This is a genomic window from Bradyrhizobium sp. 138, assembly GCF_023074075.1.
Lineage (GTDB): Bacteria > Pseudomonadota > Alphaproteobacteria > Rhizobiales > Xanthobacteraceae > Bradyrhizobium.
In genome coordinates this window covers 40015-57442 of sequence record NZ_JADPKT010000003.1, presented here as the reverse complement: position 1 = coordinate 57442, position 17428 = coordinate 40015, and the positions used below count along the sequence as shown (strand labels likewise).

Sequence of the window (17428 nt, the reverse complement as noted above, 5' to 3'; positions counted from 1 at the left end):
CGGCGCTCAAATTTTTCTTGAACGAAGTTCAAGTTCCCTGCTACAAAGCATTTGTGAGCAACGCTCATAACAGGGAGCTACAGATGTTCAAGACCGTAGTGACACTTTTCCGCGGCAGCGTGGCCGCCGCGGGTGAGGAGCTGGAAGACCGGACGGCCCTTCTGATCCTCGACCAGCAGATGCGCGATGCGGCGGCTGCCGTCGAGCGCAGCAAGCGGACGCTGGCCTTGGCCATCGCGCAGGATCAGCAGGAAGGCCGCAAGTTAGAGACGACGATCGCCCGCATCGCCGATCTCGAGACCCGCGCGGTTGCGGCGCTCGACGGCGGCCGCGAGGATCTCGCCAGGGACGCGGCCGAAGCCATTGCAGGCCTGGAGGCCGACCGCGATGCGGCGATGACGGCCCGTGCGCTGTTCGCGACCGAGATCGCCCGGCTGAAGCGGCACGTGGCAAATGCGCAAGCCCGCATTACCGAACTCGATCGGGGCCGTCGCGTCGCCCGTGCCTCGGAGGCGGTGCGCTCGCTTCGCCGCAGCGGCATCGAGGCAGCGCGTCCTTACGAATCCACGCTGCCTGAGGCGGAGAGCACCCTGAGGCGCCTGCGCGATCGGCAGATGGAAGCCCAGGCTGCCGACGATGCGCTCATCGAGCTCGATGCGGCCACGGGTCCCCTCGCCACCGCCGAGAGATTGGCCGAGCAGGGCTTTGGCCCGCGGCTGAAGACGACTGCGGACGACGTGCTGGCGCGGTTGAAGTCCAACCGCACGCCGACTGCCTGATCCCCAACCGATCATCATTCGAGCCAACAGGAGACCATCATGAACCAGAATGGCCAGCCCCACAGCAGCGCCTGGGTGACCTTTACTTACGCATCCTTTGCCGCCTCCGCATTCCTCGTCGCCATCGGCGTCTTCTTCCTGCCGATCGACGTCTGGATGAAGGGTTATCTCACCATGGGTATCGTGATGCTGGTCCAGACCTGCATCACCCTGACCAAGACCGTGCGCGACAATCACGAGAGCAGCCGGCTGGTGAACCGCATCGAGGACGCGAAAGCCGAGCGGCTGCTGATGGAGGTTTCCAAGGCGGCGTGAGAGAAGCGCCGGATCCGGATGACGAGCAAGAGCCGCGGAGCAGCGCCCCGCGGCTTTCGCACTCCGCGATCCGCATCCCGCATTGTGCTTCGGACGTAGGTGCGATATGGCTCGCGCGCTTTCCAGAGGCGGAGACGAGCTTTGTCGAAACAATCGCTGCGCGAGGAGGCCGAGCGCCTGATCCGCGAATCGATGGAAAAGAAGACCATCGTCGTCAAGCAGGGCTCGACCCGCATCGAGGCCATCTGCGGCAAGTGCGGCGCGCCGAACCGGGTCCAGGCGGAGAAAGGCCAGACCCGGGTCAAGTTCGCCTGCAAGAATTGCGGCCACAAGCAGGAGACGCTGTAGGTTCTTACCTGTCCCCGTAAGAACGGGGCGAGGGAGTGATAGGCCGGTGCCAGCCTACTCGCCCTTCACAAACCTGTTGAACGCATCCGCGTAATCCGGGTGCCAGCGCGACAGCGGCGGGCGGTTCTCGATGATGTCGCCGGCGGCCCATTCCATGCGCTTCTCGTCGAGCGCGCGCGGCACGTCATTGTCCGGGCACAGAATGTAGAAGTCGCCGGCCTCGAGCCGCGCCAGCATGAAATCAACCGTCTGCTCCGGCGTCCAGGCGCCGGCCGGCTTTTCGGTGCGGCCCTTCGCGGTGAGGCCGGTGAAGACGAAGCCCGGTATCAGCAGGTGGGCCGTGACGCGACAGTCCTTCGTGTTGCGCAGCTCATGCTGGAGGGCTTCGGTGAAGGCTTTCACGCCGGCCTTGGAGACATTGTAGGCGGGGTCGCCCGGCGGCGTGGTGATGCCCTGCTTCGAGCCGGTGTTGATGATGAGGCCGCCTTTGCCGCGCGCGATCATGTTGGGCGCGAAGATGCGCGAGCCGTTGATGATGCCCCACATGTTGACGGCGATGATGCGCTGCCAATTGTCGGGCTCGCCGAACAGTGTGCTGCCCGGCTGGATGCCGGCATTGTTCATGAGGATGTCGGTGCCGCCGAACCGCTCGCGCACCGCGCGCTCCAGTTCCATCACGCTCTCTGCCCTGCTGACATCGACGGCGAAGGTCATCACCTTTGCGGCATCGGTGACGGATGACAGTTTTGTTGCGGCCTCGGTCAGTCGAGCCTCGTCGACGTCAGCGATACACACCTTCATTCCAGCGCGCGCAAAGGCCATGGCCGCGGCCAACCCGATGCCGGACGCGCCACCGGTGATCACGGCAACATTGTCTTTCACGATGGCGGGATGTGGCATGGTGCGTCTCCGGAGCGTGGCTTGCGCGAGCTATAACATGGCGGTGCGCGACCCTGCGCAAGTCGGCATGGGAGGTCTTCGTTCCCCGCTGCCTTTACGCCTATCCGGCACCGCTGTATCCTTCAACGCAACGATCCCGCCCAGATCGAACCAATCAATCACCTGACAGGGAGTGCAGCCATGGCTGTGTCGCAGGCTATTCCGATCACGCGTCATCCGTTCGCGAACGGGTCGTACAAGCAGATGCTGATCGACGGGAAATGGGTCGATGCAGCCTCAGGCAAGCGCTTCGAGACTCACAATCCCGCCACCGGCGAGCTGCTCGCAACCGTCGCCGAGGGCGACAAGGAAGACATTGATCGTGCAGTTGCCGCCGCCCGCCGCGCCTTCGAAGGACCCTGGAGCAAGGTCAAGCCGTTCGAACGGCAGAATCTGCTCTTGAGGCTTGCCGACCTCGTCGAGAAGAATTTCGACGAATTGTCGCAGCTCGACACGCTCGACATGGGCGCGCCGCTCAGCCGCACCCGTGCTTATCGTCTGCGCGCCGTCGGCATGCTGCGTTACTACGCCGGCCAGACCACCGCGATCCATGGCGAGACAATCGAGAACTCGCTGCCGGGCGAAATCTTCTCCTACACGCTGAAGGAGCCGATCGGCGTCGTCGGCGCCATCATCCCCTGGAACGGTCCGCTCACCGCGACGATCTGGAAGATCGGTCCGGCGATCGCGACCGGCTGCACCGTGGTGCTCAAGCCCGCCGAAGAGGCGCCGCTGACCTCGCTGCGCATCGCCGAACTGGCGATGGAGGCGGGAATTCCGCCCGGCGTCATCAATGTCGTACCCGGCTATGGCGAGACCGCGGGCGCCGCCCTCGCCTCGCATCATGACGTCGACAAGGTCGCCTTCACCGGCTCGCATATGACGGGCCAGTCGATCATCCGTGCCTCCGCCGGCAACCTCAAACGCGTTTCGCTCGAGCTCGGCGGCAAGTCGCCGGATATCGTGTTCGCCGACGCCGATCTCGATGCCGCCGTGCCCGGCGCGGCGATGGCGGTGTTTGCCAATTCGGGGCAGATCTGCAGCGCCGGCACGCGGCTGTTCGTCGAGCAGTCGATCTACGAGGAGTTCGTCGGCCGCGTTGCCGAATTCGGCAAGAAGCTGCAAGTCGGCAACGGGCTCGATCCCAATGTCCAGATCGGCCCGCTGGTCTCCGAGCAGCAGCTCGAACGCGTCACCGGTTATCTCGACATCGGCCAGAAGGAAGGCGCGAAGGCGCTTGCCGGCGGCGGCCGCGTCACCGAGGGTGCGCTGTCGAAGGGCTTCTTCGTCTCACCGACCGTGTTCGCGGGCGTCCAGGACAACATGCGCATCGCGCAGGAGGAGATCTTTGGTCCCGTCATCTCCGCGATCGCGTTCAAGGACATGGACGAGCTCGTCAAGCGTGCCAACAATACCACCTTCGGCCTCGGTTCCGGCCTGTGGACGCGCGACGTCAGCAAGGCGCATGCAGTTGCAAAGTCGCTGCGCGCCGGTTCTGTGTGGGTGAACTGCTATCAGGCGATGGATCCGGCCGTGCCCTTCGGCGGCTACAAGATGAGCGGCTACGGCCGCGAGTCCGGTAAGCAGCATGTCGAGGAATATCTCAACGTGAAGGCCGTCTGGATCAAGACGGCGTAAGGCCTGCTCTCTGACGCGTTCCGCGACAGGGAATATCTACTTTGCAAGGGGCGGCACTTTTCCAGGGGCCGCCCCTCGCTATATGATCCGCATCCTTCCATAGCCATTCGGTGCCCCCATGAAATTCGAAGCGTTGTTCAAGCCGTTGCAGGTCGGTCCGTACAAGCTTGCGCATCGCGTCGCGATGGCGCCGCTGACGCGCATGCGGGCCGAGCGCGCGAGCTTTTCGCCGCGACCGCTCAACGCCGAATATTATGGTCAACGCGCTACGAAGGGCGGCCTGATCATCGCCGAAGCCTCGCCGGTGCTCTCGCACGGTCGCGGCAACCCGGCGACACCTGGCATCTATTCGGAGGCGCAGATCGCCGGCTGGCGCAAGGTGGTCGACGCGGTGCACGCAAAGGGCGGCATCATCTTCCTCCAGCTCTGGCATGTCGGCCGCGTCTCGCACTCCTCCTTCCATGGCGGCGAGCTGCCGGTTTCCGCATCGGCGATCCCGATCAAGGCGGAAGGGATGAAGGCGATGACGGCCGACGGCAAGATCTCCGACTACGAGACGCCGCGCGCGCTGGAGACCGAGGAGGTCAAGGGTATCGTCGAGGCGTTCCGGCAAGGCGCCAAGAATGCGCTGGCGGCCGGTTTCGATGGTGTCGAGATCCACGGCGCCAACGGCTACCTGCTCGAGCAATTCCTGCAATCGCGCAGCAACCAGCGCACCGATCAATATGGCGGTTCGATCGAGAACCGCGCGCGGCTGCTGCTCGAAGTCACGCAGGCCGCGATCGATGTCTGGGGCGCCAACCGCGTCGCCGTGCGGCTGTCACCGCACGGCATCGCCAATGATTCCGGCGAGCCCGATCCGATGCCGCTTTACACCCACGTCGTGAAGGCGCTCGACAAACTCGGGCTCGCTTATCTGCATTTCATCGAGCCGCGCTCCAGCGGCGCTGGCCGCGCCGACGTCCACTGGGAGAACGTGCCGTCGGCCATGGTGCTGTTCCGGCCGCTCTACAGCGGGGTGCTGATGACCGCCGGCGGCTTCACCGGCGAGACCGCGAACGCGGCGATCGCCGACGGCCATGCCGACATCATCGCCTTCGGCCGCATCTTCATCTCCAATCCCGACCTGCCGCGACGCCTGCTGCACGACTATCCGATCACGCCGTACAACCGTGCGACGTTCTACGGCGGCGAGGAGAAGGGGTATACGGACTATCCGGCGTATGACGAGTTGACGCCGGCGTAGGTGATCTCGTAGCCCGGATGAGCGGAAGCGATATCCGGGATCTTCGTCCGAGCGAGACTTTTCCCGGATATCGCTGCGCTCGCAATGACGACGGAGAGACTTCAATGGCCAAAGCCGCAGTTGCTGCAGGGATAGCCACCGGCCAATGCCTCTGCGGCAAGGTCACCTTCGAGATCGACATCCCTGCGCGCTGGGCCTGGCACGATCACTCCGCCGCCAGCCGCCGCGCCCACGGCGCGGCCTACGCCACCTATGTCGGAAGCTGGAAGAAGCGCTTTCGCATTATTTCAGGCAAGACGGCGCTCACCCGCTACGAGGACAAGGCCACCAAGACCACCCGCAGCTTCTGCTCGCATTGCGGCACGCCGATCGCCTATGAGCGCCCCCGCGGACCGCACATGGTCAATATCCCACGTGCGCTGTTCAACGAGCGCACCGGCCGGCAGCCGCTCTATCACATCGCGATCGAAGAGCTGCAGGAATGGGCCTATACCGGCGAGCCGCTGGTGCCGCTGAAGGGTTTTCCCGGCGTGGTCTGGCAACGCTCGAAAAAGAAGAAGCGTGCGGGCGGCGAGGATCCGTTCGAATTGGGGCGGGAGGAGATGTAGGGCGCTGCGCGCCCACGCAACGCAGACATGACCGCGCTTCCTTGCGCGCCTCCCGAAATTTCGGCCATCATGTCTTTCGTCCTTGCGGCAACGTCCGTTCCTGGAGGAAACATGAAGAACAAGATCACCGGCCGCTCCGCCTTTCTCGCGCTGCTCAAGGACGAGGGCATCACGCATCTGTTCGGCAATCCTGGTACCACCGAGTTGCCGATCATGCATGCGCTGAAGGACCATCCCGATCTGACCTATGTCATGGCGATGCAGGAGAGCCTGGTGGTCGCTATCGCCGATGGCTATAGCCGCGCCTCGGGAAAACTCGTCGCCTGCAACGTCCATGTTGCGCCGGGACTCGGCAACGCGATGGGTTCGCTCTACAACGCCCAGTTCACGGGCACGCCGATGATCCTGACCGCGGGACAGCAGGAGCAGGGCCACGGCCTGATGGAGCCGGTGCTGTATGGCCCCTTGGTGCGGATGGCAGAGCCGCTGGTGAAGTGGGCGGTGGAGGTGACACGGCTGGAGGATTTGCCCCGCATCGTCCGCCGCGCCGCCAAGGTCGCGACCACGCCGCCGACCGGGCCGGTATTCATTTCGCTACCCGGAGACATCCTCAACAGCGAGGCCGGCATCGATCTCGGTCGCTCCACCCGCATCGACACGCGCGTAAGGCCGTCGGACGAGGCGTTGAAAGCCTTTGCCGCGCGGCTTCTTAGGGCGGAGCGTCCCGTCATCGTCACCATGGACGAGGTGGTCAAGAGCGATGCACTGAAGGAGGCGGCCGAGCTCGCCGAGCTGCTCGGCGCAGCCGCTTACCAATCCTCGACGCCCTATGGATCGCACTTCCTCTCGGAGAGCCCGAGCTTCGTCGGCACGCTGGCGCGGGTGCAGAAGGTTGCGCGCGATACGCTAGCGCCCTACGACCTCCTGATCGCGCTCGGCGGCGATCCCTTGCGCATGTCGGTCCATAGCGAGGTGGATGCGCTGCCTGATGGTCTCGGCATCGTGCAGATCGGTCTCGTCGATTGGGAGATCGCCAAAAACTACGGCGCCGAGATCGCCCTGAAGGCGGATTTGAAGGAGACGCTGCGCGCGTTGATCCCGGTGCTGAGGGAGATGGGCGGCGGCGCACTCGCGGGCCGCGCCAAGCAGCGTCTCGCCGAACTCGCACCAAAGACTTGGACCGCACGTCGCGCTGCCCTGGTCGAGCAGATCGGCAGGAGCGCGGGCCGCAGCCCCATCGATCCGGACTTCCTGGTGCTGCAAATGGTCGAGGCCATGCCTGACAATGCCATCCTGGTCGACGAGGGCCTCACCTCGAGCCGCCAGGTTACGGCGCTGCGTCCGCACCGCGATCGCTATGGCTATCACGGCCTTGCCTCCGGCGGCATCGGCTGGGGCCTGCCGGCCTCGGTCGGCGCCAGCATCGCCAATCCTGATCGCCCCGTCGTCTGCTTCTCGGGCGATGGCAGCGCGATGTACTCGATTCAGTCGCTGTGGACTGCGGCGCACCACAAGCTGCCGCTCAACCTCGTCATCGCCAACAATGGCGGCTATCGCATCATCAAGCAGCGCCTGCTCGCCTTCCACGGCGATGACAATTACGTCGGCATGGATTTCGTCGATCCGCCGGTGGACTTTGCCGGAATCGCCAAGGCGCTCGGCTGCGAGGCGATCAGGATCAGTGATCCCGGCGAGCTGAAGGCGACGCTGGCGTCGGCGTTCAATCGGCCGGGGACCAAGCTGATCGAGGTCATGGTGGACGGGAAGGTCTGAGTGCTCGCTAAGAAATGCGGTGACAGTGTCCTCCGGCTCTTCCACCGTCACCCTGAGGTGCCGGAACGTAGCGGAGGCCTCGAAGGGCGACGGCCCGGCTGTCAGCCCGGCCGTTCATCCTTCGAGGCTCGACCAGCGGTGCATGCACCGCCGGTCTCGCGCCTCAGGATGACGGGACTTACAGCGTGGGGACGTTAGCCCCCTTCTTCCCCACCCGATAACCCGCCGCCGGATGCGGCGCGTCGAGCCTCGCACGACCGCCGCCAAACAGCTTCTCCCGCAGCGTGCCCTTGGCATACTCGCTCTTGTACCGCCCGCGCCGGGTCAGCTCTGGCACCAGCATGTCGGCGATGTCCTCGAAATCGCCGGGCGAGATCGCGAAGGCAACGTTGAGGCCGTCGACGTCGGTCTTCTCGAACCAGTCCTCGATCTTGTCGGCGACCATCTCCGGCGTGCCGACCACGACAGGCCCGGCGCCGCCGATGCCGACATGCTCGATAACATCGCGCACGGTCCAGATCCGATCGGGATCGGCGCGAGTGACATTATCCATGGCGCTGCGGCCGGCGTCGTTCTGGACGTGACGCACCTGCTGATCGAGGTCGTAGCCGGAGAAGTCGACGCCGGTCCATCCCGACATCAGCGCCAGCGCGCCTTCGGGGCTGATGTGGCGGCGATAGTCGGCGTATTTTTCCTTCGCTTCGGCTTCGGTTCGGCCGAGGATGATCGTCATCATCGAAAACATCAGGATCTCGGCGGGGTTGCGGCCAATCGCGGCCGCCTCCTGGCGGATCGCGGAGACGCGGGGGCCGATCACCTTGGCCGACGGTCCCGACATGAACACGCATTCGGCATGCTTGGCCGCGAACTGCCGGCCGCGCGGCGAGGTGCCGGCCTGGTACAGCACGGGCGTGCGCTGGGGCGAGGGCTCACTGAGATGGATGGTGTTGTTGATGCGGTAGTTCGCGCCCTCATGATTGACGCGATGAACCTTTGTGGGATCGGTGAAGATACCGCGCTTGCGGTCGCGCAGCACGGCGTCGTCCTCCCAGCTTCCTTCCCAGAGCTTGTAGACGACGTCCATATATTCGTCGGCGATGTCGTAGCGGTCGTCGTGTCCGGTCTGCTTGTCCTTGCCGGCGCCGCGCGCGGCGCTGTCGAGATAGCCGGTGACGACATTCCAGCCGATCCGGCCCTCGGTGAGATGATCGAGCGTCGACATTCGCCGTGCGAACGGGTAGGGCGGCTCGAACGACAGATTGCTGGTCACGCCGAAGCCGAGATTTTGCGTCACCGCGGCCATCGCCGAGAGCAGCAGCAGCGGCTCGTTTGACGGCGTCTGTGCTGCGTTGCGCAAGGCCGCGTCAGGGCTGTTGCCATAGACGTCGTAGACCCCGAGCACGTCGGCCAGGAACAGCCCGTCGAAACGGCCCCGCTCCAGCGTCTTGGCGAGATCGATCCAGTAGGGCAGGCGGTTATACTCGGCGGTGCGGTCGCGCGGATGGGTCCATAGGCCAGGTGACTGGTGTGCGACACAATTCATCGCGAAGGCGTTGAGCCTGATCTGCTTGGCCATGCTGCTTTCCCGGCGCTCTGTACTGAGCGCTCTTCGAATGGTAGATGTGCGCCCGAACTTGGTTGCGCCCGAACTTGGCGAAGTTCTTGCATATCGCTTGCGCTTGGCAAGGCCAAAGTCGGCGTCGCAGCTGTGCTTGGCAAGCCAATCCTGGGGATGCAAGGACGAAATCCCAAGAGAACTACAAGAGAACTACAAGAACGATCCAAGCCCCCGCCACTTTCGAAGGCCACCCCATGTCGGGTAAGGTCCTTCGTCTCAAAGTCTCGAAAAGCACGTCATGATCAGAGCCGACGCCATCGCCCGCGCCCGTGAGGATTTCAAGTCCGGCGCGTTTCTCACCGAGCTCGACCGCCGCGTCGCCTTCAAGACCGAAAGCCAGACCCCGTCCCGCGGCGCCGAGCTGCGCGCCTATCTGGAGCAGGAGATGCAGCCGGCGTTTGCGGCGCTGGATTTCACCAGTCGTATCGTCGAATCCCCCAGCGGCAAGGCGCCTTTCCTGTTCGCCGAGCATCACGAGAGCGCAACGGCGCCCACCGTGCTGATTTATGGCCATGGCGACGTCGTCGACGGCATGGAAGGCGAGTGGCGTGAGGGGCGCGATCCCTGGCGGACCACGGTTGCCGGCACGCGGCTCTACGGCCGCGGCACCGCCGACAACAAGGGTCAGCACAGCATCAACATGGCGGCGCTGCGCGCGGTGCGCGATGCCCGTGGCGGCAAGCTCGGCTTCAACGCCAAGTTCATCGTCGAGATGGGCGAGGAGATCGGCTCGCCCGATCTCGGCAAGGTCTGCGACCTCAATCGCGACGTGCTCAAGGCCGATCTGTTCATGGCCTCCGATGGGCCGCGGCTGTCCGCCGACCGCCCGACCTTGTTCCTCGGCTGCCGCGGCGGTATCCGCATTCATCTGGATGTGAGCCTGCGCGATGGCGGTCACCATTCCGGCAATTGGGGCGGCGTGCTGGCCAACCCGGCGACCATTCTGGTCAATGCGATCTCCACGCTGGTCGACGGCCACGGCCGCCTCCAGCTCGACGCCTTGAAGCCGCCGCGGCTCACCAACCAGATCCGCTCCTATCTCGCCGACGTGCAGGTCGTGCCGACTGAAGACGAGCCGGCGCTGGCGGAGAACTGGGGCGAGGACGGGCTCTCGGCTGCCGAGCGGCTCTACGCCTGGAATACGCTGGAAGTGCTGGCGATGTCGTCCGGCAATATCGAAAAACCGGCCAACGCCATTCCCGGCCATGCCAATGCCGTGCTGCAACTGCGCTTTGTGGTCGGCACCAAAATTGATGGGCTGATCGAGTCCATCCGCGCCCATCTGGTCGCAAAGGGTTTTCCGATGGTCGAGGTGCGGGCGGCCCAGAGCTTTGCTGCATCGCGCACAGACTTCGACAGCCCCTGGATCAAATGGGCGGCGGATTCGGTGCAGGAGACCACCGGCAAGGCGCCGGCGGTGCTGCCGAATTTCGGCGGCTCGCTGCCCAATGACGTTTTCTCCGAGATCCTGGGCCTGCCGACGATCTGGGTCCCGCACTCCTATCCCGGCTGCTCCCAGCATGCGCCCAATGAGCACATCCTGCTGCCATTGACCGAAGAGGCCTTGACGGTGATGGCCGGGCTGTTCTGGGATCTCGGCCAATTGCCAGGACCCCTGACGAGCCCGTTAACCTGAGCCTTTGATCCAGCCAAAAGTCACATTCTAATCCGGGCCGATTTGTGCTTGCATCCGGCCGCATCATCCTGAAAGGGGACAAAAAAGTGAAACATTTCCGTAGCATTGGGCTCGCGCTCGCCGCGACCTTCGCCGTCAGCCAGGCCGGGGCCCAGGAGCTGACCGGCACGCTGAAGAACATCAAGGACACCGGCGCGATCACGCTCGGCTTCCGCGACTCCTCGATCCCGTTCTCCTATCTCGACGACAACCAGAAGCCGGTCGGCTTCGCCATGGACATTTGTCACAAGATCGTCGACGCGGTGAAGAAGGAGCTCAAGCTCGACAAGCTCGAGGTCAAGCTCAACCCGGTGACGTCGGCGACCCGTATCCCGCTGATGGCGAACGGGACGATCGACCTCGAATGCGGCTCGACCACCAACAATGCCGAGCGCCAGAAGCAGGTCGCCTTCACCAACACCCACTATTTGACCGCCAGCCGCTACGTCTTCAAGAAGTCGAGCGGCCTGAAGTCGATCGAGGACCTCAAGGGCAAAACCGTGGTCTCGACTGCCGGCACCACCAACATCAAGCAGCTCACCGAGGCCAACGTCGCCAAGAGCCTCGGCGCCAACATCATCCCGGCCAAGGATCATGCCGAAGCCTTCCTGATGGTCGAGACCGACCGCGCGATCGCCTTCGTGATGGACGACATCCTGCTCGCGAGCCTCGTCGCCGGCTCGAAGAACTCGGATGACTACGTCATCTCCAAGGATGCGTTCTCCAAGCCGGAGCCCTATGGCATCATGCTGCGCAAGGACGACGCTGCCTTCAAGAAGGTTGTGGATGCGGCGACCGCCGCGCTCTACACCTCCGGCGAGGCCGAGAAGATCTACAACAAGTGGTTCACCCAGAAGATCCCGCCGAAGGGGCTGAACCTCAACACCCCGATCTCGGCCGAGCTGAAAAACGAGTTCGCCAAGCCAACGGACTCGCCGAACCCGGACGATTACAAGTAAGATGCGCTATCCGTCTCTCCCCGCGTGCGGGGAGAGACGGTACATTTCGGCCCTTCTGGAGGGAGAATGGCCGGACATTTGCATAGGCGCCGGGACATCCATGACTGGCGCGTTCGCGCGGGGGACACGTGAACTATAACTGGAACTGGGGAATCTTTTTCCAGCCGAACCCGATGGGGACCGGCACCTATCTCGACATGTTGCTGTCGGGCCTGGCGCTGACCCTCAAGACCGCGGCGCTGGCCTGGGTCATCGCGCTGATCACCGGCTCGCTCGTCGGCGTGATGCGTACGCTGCCATCGAAGGGAGCGAACTGGTTCGGCTTTGCCTATGTCGAATTCTTCCGCAACATGCCGCTGCTCGTGCAGCTCTTCCTGTGGTTCTTCGTGCTGCCGGAACTGCTGCCAAAAGGCGCCGGCACCTGGCTGAAGCAATTGCCCAACGCGCCGTTCTGGACCGCGGCGATCGGCGTCGGCTTCTTCATGTCGGCGCGCGTGGCCGTGCAGCTGCAGGCCGGCATCGGCTCACTGCCGCGCGGACAGAAGATGGCGGCAACCGCGCTGGGCCTGACCACCACGCAGGGCTATCGCTACGTGCTGCTGCCGATGGCGTTCCGCATCATCCTGCCGCCGCTGACGTCCGAGTTCCTCAACACCATCAAGAACACGGCGGTCGCGATCACCATCGGCCTGCTCGAGCTGACCGGACAGGCGCGCTCGATGCAGGAATTCTCGTTCCAGGTGTTCGAGGCCTTCACCGCCGCGACCATCCTCTACCTCCTCGTCAACGCCGTCGTCGTGACCGCGATGCGCTTCCTCGAGCGCTGGGTCGCGATCCCCGGCTACATCACGGGGAAATAAGCGATGTTCGGCAATCTCGATTTCGACGTCATCCGCCGCGCGCTACCTTATCTGTTCTACGAGGGCATGACGTTCACACTGACGCTGACGGGCCTCGCAGCCCTCGGTGGCCTGGTGTTCGGTACGGCGCTCGCGCTGATGCGGCTGTCCGGCCTCAAGCTGCTTGGCCGGATCGCGGGGGTCTATGTCGACTTCATGCGCTCGCTGCCGCTGGTGCTGGTCATCTTCTGGTTCTACTTCCTGGTGCCCTATATCGGGCAGTGGGTGACCGGCGCCTCGCGCCCGATCAGCGTCGGCGCGTTCGCATCCTCGCTCATCACTTTCATCATGTTCGAGGCGGCGTATTTCTCCGAGATCATGCGCGCCGGCATCCAGTCGATCTCGCGCGGCCAGCCGGCCGCGGCCAGCGCGCTCGGGCTGACCTACGCCCAGACCATGCGCTACGTCGTGCTGCCGCAGGCTTTCCGCAACATGCTGCCGGTTCTGATCACGCAGACCATCGTGCTGTTCCAGGATACCTCGCTGGTCTACGTCCTCTCGATCACGGACTTCCTGGGAGCGGCGAGCAAGGTGGCGCAACGCGACGGGCGCCTGGTCGAAATGTATCTGTTCGCAGCGGTCGTCTATTTCACCATTTCCTGTATCGCGTCCTACGGCGTCCGCCGCCTGCAGGCGCGCATCGCCATCATTCGCTAGGGCTAAAAGCTCATGATCGAAATCAGCCACGTCAACAAATGGTACAGCCCGAGCTTCCAGGTGCTGACCGATTGCACCACCAGCGTCACCAAGGGCGAGGTCGTGGTGGTCTGCGGCCCCTCGGGCTCGGGCAAGTCGACGCTGATCAAATGTGTCAACGCGCTGGAGCCGTTCCAGAGCGGCGACATCAGTGTCGACGGCATCAAGGTCAACGATCCCAAGACCAATCTGCCTAAGCTGCGCTCGCGCGTCGGCATGGTGTTCCAGCATTTCGAACTGTTTCCGCACCTGAAGATCATCGACAATCTCTGCCTCGCGCAGCAGAAGGTGCTCGACCGGTCGCGCGACAAGGCCATGGCGAAAGGCATGCAGCTGCTGGAGCGCGTGGGCCTCAAGGAACAGGCGCAAAAGTATCCCGCGAACCTGTCCGGCGGCCAGCAGCAGCGCGTTGCGATCGCCCGTGCGCTCGCCATGGATCCGATCGTCATGCTGTTCGACGAGCCGACTTCGGCGCTCGACCCGGAAATGGTCAGCGAGGTGCTCGACGTCATGGTCGATCTCGCTCATGAGGGCATGACCATGATGGTCGTGACCCACGAGATGGGCTTTGCCCGCAAAGTGGCCAATCGCGTCATCTTCATGGACCGCGGCGAGATCGTCGAGGACGCAGCGAAGGAAGACTTCTTCGGCAAGCCTCGCAGCGACCGCGCGCAGAAGTTCTTGTCGAAGATCCTGTCGCATTAACTTTCTCGGTCATCCCGGGGCGCGACGCAGTCGAGCCCCGGGATGACGAAGAGTAGGGTTTATCGGGCGCGCCAAATCTCCTATACCGAGAGCCAATCCCCCTTCTCGCCAGGAGACCTGCCTTGGACCCGATCGCTTACGTCAACGGCTCATTCGTTCCGCTCTCGGACGCCAAAATCTCGGTCCTCGATCGCGGCTTCCTGTTCGCCGACGGCATCTATGAGGTCTCGGCCGTGCTCGACGGCAAGCTGGTCGACAACGCCTCGCATCTTTCGCGGCTGGAGCGCTCGGTCGGCGAGATCAGCTTGAAGCTGCCCGAGACGGTCGAACGCATCACCGAGCTCCAGAAGGAGCTGATCGCGCGCAACAAGGTCGACAACGGCCTCGTCTATCTCCAGGTGACGCGCGGCGCCGACAAGGGCCGCGACTTCGCGTTTCCCAAGGGTGACATCAAGTCGAGCCTGGTGATGTTCACCTCGGAGAAGGACATCATCAACGCAGCCTCGGCCAAGACCGGCATCAACGTGATCACCGTGCCCGACATCCGCTGGGAGCGCCGCGACATCAAGAGCGTAGCCCTGCTGGCGCAGGTCTTGGCAAAGCAGGCGGCGGCCGAAGCCGGCGCGGGCGAGGCCTGGATGTTGGAAGACGGCTACGTCACCGAGGGCGGTTCGTCCTCGGCATTCATCCTCACCAAGGACGACGTCATCGTCACCCGCAAGAACTCCAACGCGATCCTGCCTGGCTGCACCCGCAAGGCCGTGGTGGCGCTCGCCGAAGAGCGCCAGCTTCGCGTCGAGGAGCGCTCGTTCACGGTCGCCGAGGCTCTGGCAGCGAAGGAAGCCTTTGCGACCTCGGCGTCCCTGTTCGTCCAGCCCGTGGTTGCGATCGACGGCAACAAGATCGGCGACGGCAAGCCCGGCCCGATGGCAACGCGCCTGCGCGAGATCTACGTAGAATTCGCCAAGGCGACGGCGGTCTGAGCCACACGTTCAGCTGCCGTAGGGTGGGCAAAGGCGCGAAGCGCCGTGCCCACGTCTTTTGTTGAACTCATGAAGAGACGGTGGGCACGGCGCAAGTGCGCCTTTGCCCACCCTACGAGACCTGCGCTGAGGCGCGTCGTACCCCTCACGCCACCGACGCCTTCACCTTCACCGGATGCACGGCGCGGAACGCGATTGCGATCCTGTTCCAGGCGTTGATGGCGCCGATCAGCATGGTCAGGTTCACCGTCTCTGCATCGGAGAACTGTGCGCGAACCTGCTCGTAGACATCGTCGGGCGCGTGCGTCTGCGAAATCAGCGTCACCGATTCCGTCCAGGCCAGCGCCGCACGCTCACGGTCGGAATAGAGCGGGGATTCGCGCCAGGCATTGAGCAGGTAGATGCGCTGCTCGGTCTCGCCGCGCTTGCGGGCGTCCTCGGTGTGCATGTTGATGCAGAAGGCGCAGCCGTTGATCTGCGACGCCCGAATCTTGACGAGCTCGATCAATGATTTCTCGAGTCCGGTCGACTGGATCTGCTCCTCCAGCGCCATCAGCGCTTTCATCGTGTCGGGGGCGGCCTGGTAGAAGTTCATGCGGGGCTTCATGGTCGTTCTCCTTATGTTTTCGGTGGGGATCAGTGGGCTCCACCGGCCGAAGTCTGACCGGGCTTCTTCAGGAAGAGGACGGCAGCCAACGCCACGATCAGCGCCATGCCGAGCAGGTAGAACGTGTCGCTGAAGGCAAGGATATAAGCCTGCTTCTGCACGACGTGGCCAATCGCGACATAGGCACGATGCGCGGCGTCTGCACGGTCGAGGATGCCGTGATTGACGAAATATTGGGTGAGCTGCTCCAGCCGTGTACGGGTGGCCTGCTCGAACACCGAGACCGACTGCATCAGCACGTTGGAGTGATACTGCTCGCGCTTGGTCAGCAGCGTCTGGAGCAGTGCGATGCCGACGGCGCCGCCGAGATTGCGCATCATGTTGAACAGGCCGGAGGCCGAGCCCGCGTTCTCCGGCTCGATGCCTGCGGTCGCGACCGCGGACAGCGGCGCCATCACCAATGCCTGGCCGATGGCGCGGACGATATTGGGCCACAGCAGCTGGTCGGCGGCATAGTCGGTGGTCATATAGATGTTCATGAAGTTGGAAGCCGCGAACAGCACGAAGCCGACGCCGATGATGAACCGCGCGTCGAACCGCTGCATCAGGCGCGGCACCAGCGGGATCAAGAGGAGCTGCGGCAATCCGGTCCAGGCCAGCACCATGCCGATCTGCTCGGCATTGTAGCCCTGGATGCGCGCCAGATATTGCGGCAGGATGAACACGGAACCGTAGAGCGCGATGCCGAGCAGGAAATTTGCGAGCATGCCAAAGCCGAAATTGGGCCGGACCAGCAGGCGCAGATTGAGCAGCGGCTTCTTCACCGTCAGCTCGATGATCAGGAAGGCGGCCAGGGCAACGGCCGCGATCACGGACAGTTTGACGATGAAGGGTGAGCCGAACCAGTCGTCCTTGTTGCCTTCCTCCAGCACGGTCTGCAGAGCCGACAGCCCGATCGCCATGGTGATGATACCCGCCCAGTCGCCCTCGCGCAGCAGCGATAGCTTCATGGGCTTTGCGTCCAGCGCGTACCAGAGCATGCCGACCATGATCGCTCCGGGGACGAGGTTGACGTAAAAGATGTACTCCCAGCCGAAATTCTCGGTGAGATAGCCGCCGATGGTCGGGCCGATCGCGGGGGCGAACGTCGCGGACAGCGCGAACAACGCAAGACCGACCGGTTGTTTTCCACGCGGCAGCAGCGTGATGATCAGCGTGAACGCCATCGGAATCAGAACGCCGCCGGTGAACCCTTGTACGGCGCGCAGCACGATCATCTGCGGCAGGTCCTGCGCCAGTGCGCAGGCCGCCGACAGCAGGAGGAACAGGATCGCGTTGGTGAGCAGGTAGATCCGGATCGAGAACACCTGTGCGAGCCAGCCGGAAAGCGGGATCACCACGATCTCCGCGACCAGATAGGAGGTCGAAATCCAGCCGCCGTCGTCGATGCCGGCGCCGATCGCGCCCTGAATGTCCGCGAGCGAGGCGTTGACGATCTGGATGTTCAGCACCGCCATGAAGGCGCCGAGCGTGGCGCCGATCACCGCGATCCAGGTTTTTGCTGACACCGCCGGTGCCGCAGGCGTAGCGGAGGCGGTGAGGCCGGCAGCAGCGTTGACGGTCGGTTGGAACGTGCTCAT

General features: G+C 63.9%; 17 protein-coding genes. 13 read left to right on the top strand and 4 right to left on the bottom strand.

What is annotated here, in order from left to right; genetic code table 11:
* The first annotated feature begins 83 nt into the window (after window positions 1-83).
* From IVA79_RS01285 to IVA79_RS01275, 3 genes are all read left to right on the top strand, one after another.
* A complete protein-coding gene (locus IVA79_RS01285) occupies window positions 84-779 on the top strand; it encodes a PspA/IM30 family protein (RefSeq protein WP_247549762.1) in 696 nt (231 codons plus the stop codon).
* Between the two features lie 39 nt (window positions 780-818).
* The gene (locus IVA79_RS01280) at window positions 819-1094 is read left to right on the top strand and encodes a YiaA/YiaB family inner membrane protein (protein WP_097657431.1); all 276 of its coding nucleotides are present in this window, start codon (window positions 819-821) and stop codon (window positions 1092-1094) included.
* Between the two features lie 141 nt (window positions 1095-1235).
* A complete protein-coding gene (locus IVA79_RS01275; protein ID WP_247549761.1) occupies window positions 1236-1442 on the top strand; it encodes a hypothetical protein in 207 nt (68 codons plus the stop codon).
* 54 nt (window positions 1443-1496) lie between these two features.
* On the opposite strand, the gene IVA79_RS01270 is transcribed toward IVA79_RS01275, so the two are convergent.
* Complete coding sequence (locus tag IVA79_RS01270; RefSeq protein ID WP_247549759.1) at window positions 1497-2342, bottom strand: SDR family NAD(P)-dependent oxidoreductase; 846 nt, start codon at window positions 2340-2342, stop codon at window positions 1497-1499.
* A gap of 180 nt (window positions 2343-2522) precedes the next feature.
* Here IVA79_RS01270 and IVA79_RS01265 point away from each other — a divergent pair, with 180 nt between their 5' ends.
* The 4 genes from IVA79_RS01265 (at window position 2523) to IVA79_RS01250 (ending at window position 7646) form a co-directional block, all read left to right on the top strand.
* A complete protein-coding gene (locus tag IVA79_RS01265; RefSeq protein ID WP_247549758.1) occupies window positions 2523-4019 on the top strand; it encodes an aldehyde dehydrogenase family protein in 1497 nt (498 codons plus the stop codon).
* A 118-nt stretch (window positions 4020-4137) separates the two neighbouring features.
* Entirely contained in the window at window positions 4138-5265 is a 1128-nt protein-coding gene (locus tag IVA79_RS01260) for an alkene reductase (protein ID WP_247549756.1), read from the top strand.
* 104 nt (window positions 5266-5369) lie between these two features.
* Window positions 5370-5873, top strand: a complete 504-nt coding sequence (locus IVA79_RS01255) for a GFA family protein (protein WP_247549755.1) — start codon at window positions 5370-5372, stop codon at window positions 5871-5873.
* Between the two features lie 111 nt (window positions 5874-5984).
* A complete protein-coding gene (locus IVA79_RS01250) occupies window positions 5985-7646 on the top strand; it encodes a thiamine pyrophosphate-binding protein (protein ID WP_247549753.1) in 1662 nt (553 codons plus the stop codon).
* Window positions 7647-7824: 178 nt separating this feature from the next.
* Here the strand turns inward: IVA79_RS01250 and IVA79_RS01245 are convergent, their stop codons facing one another.
* Window positions 7825-9222, bottom strand: a complete 1398-nt coding sequence (locus IVA79_RS01245) for an LLM class flavin-dependent oxidoreductase (RefSeq protein ID WP_247549751.1) — start codon at window positions 9220-9222, stop codon at window positions 7825-7827.
* A gap of 280 nt (window positions 9223-9502) precedes the next feature.
* Here IVA79_RS01245 and IVA79_RS01240 point away from each other — a divergent pair, with 280 nt between their 5' ends.
* From IVA79_RS01240 to IVA79_RS01215, 6 genes are all read left to right on the top strand, one after another.
* Window positions 9503-10900, top strand: coding sequence for a M20 family metallopeptidase (locus IVA79_RS01240; protein ID WP_247549749.1), 1398 nt, complete (start codon window positions 9503-9505; stop codon window positions 10898-10900).
* A gap of 86 nt (window positions 10901-10986) precedes the next feature.
* Window positions 10987-11898 (top strand): amino acid ABC transporter substrate-binding protein, encoded by a 912-nt coding sequence (locus IVA79_RS01235; RefSeq protein WP_247549747.1) that lies wholly within the window; start codon window positions 10987-10989, stop codon window positions 11896-11898.
* A 128-nt stretch (window positions 11899-12026) separates the two neighbouring features.
* The gene (locus IVA79_RS01230; protein WP_247549745.1) at window positions 12027-12758 is read left to right on the top strand and encodes an amino acid ABC transporter permease; all 732 of its coding nucleotides are present in this window, start codon (window positions 12027-12029) and stop codon (window positions 12756-12758) included.
* Window positions 12759-12761: 3 nt separating this feature from the next.
* Window positions 12762-13454, top strand: coding sequence for an ABC transporter permease subunit (locus tag IVA79_RS01225; RefSeq protein WP_247549744.1), 693 nt, complete (start codon window positions 12762-12764; stop codon window positions 13452-13454).
* 12 nt (window positions 13455-13466) lie between these two features.
* A complete protein-coding gene (locus IVA79_RS01220; RefSeq protein WP_247549742.1) occupies window positions 13467-14198 on the top strand; it encodes an amino acid ABC transporter ATP-binding protein in 732 nt (243 codons plus the stop codon).
* Window positions 14199-14320: 122 nt separating this feature from the next.
* On the top strand, window positions 14321-15181 hold the full coding sequence (locus IVA79_RS01215; protein ID WP_247549740.1) for a D-amino-acid transaminase: 861 nt from the start codon (window positions 14321-14323) through the stop codon (window positions 15179-15181).
* 145 nt (window positions 15182-15326) lie between these two features.
* Here IVA79_RS01215 and IVA79_RS01210 read toward each other — a convergent pair whose 3' ends face one another.
* On the bottom strand, window positions 15327-15788 hold the full coding sequence (locus IVA79_RS01210; protein ID WP_063197490.1) for a carboxymuconolactone decarboxylase family protein: 462 nt from the start codon (window positions 15786-15788) through the stop codon (window positions 15327-15329).
* A gap of 29 nt (window positions 15789-15817) precedes the next feature.
* Window positions 15818-17428: an MDR family MFS transporter gene (locus IVA79_RS01205; RefSeq protein ID WP_247549739.1), complete on the bottom strand. Its 1611-nt coding sequence runs from the start codon at window positions 17426-17428 to the stop codon at window positions 15818-15820.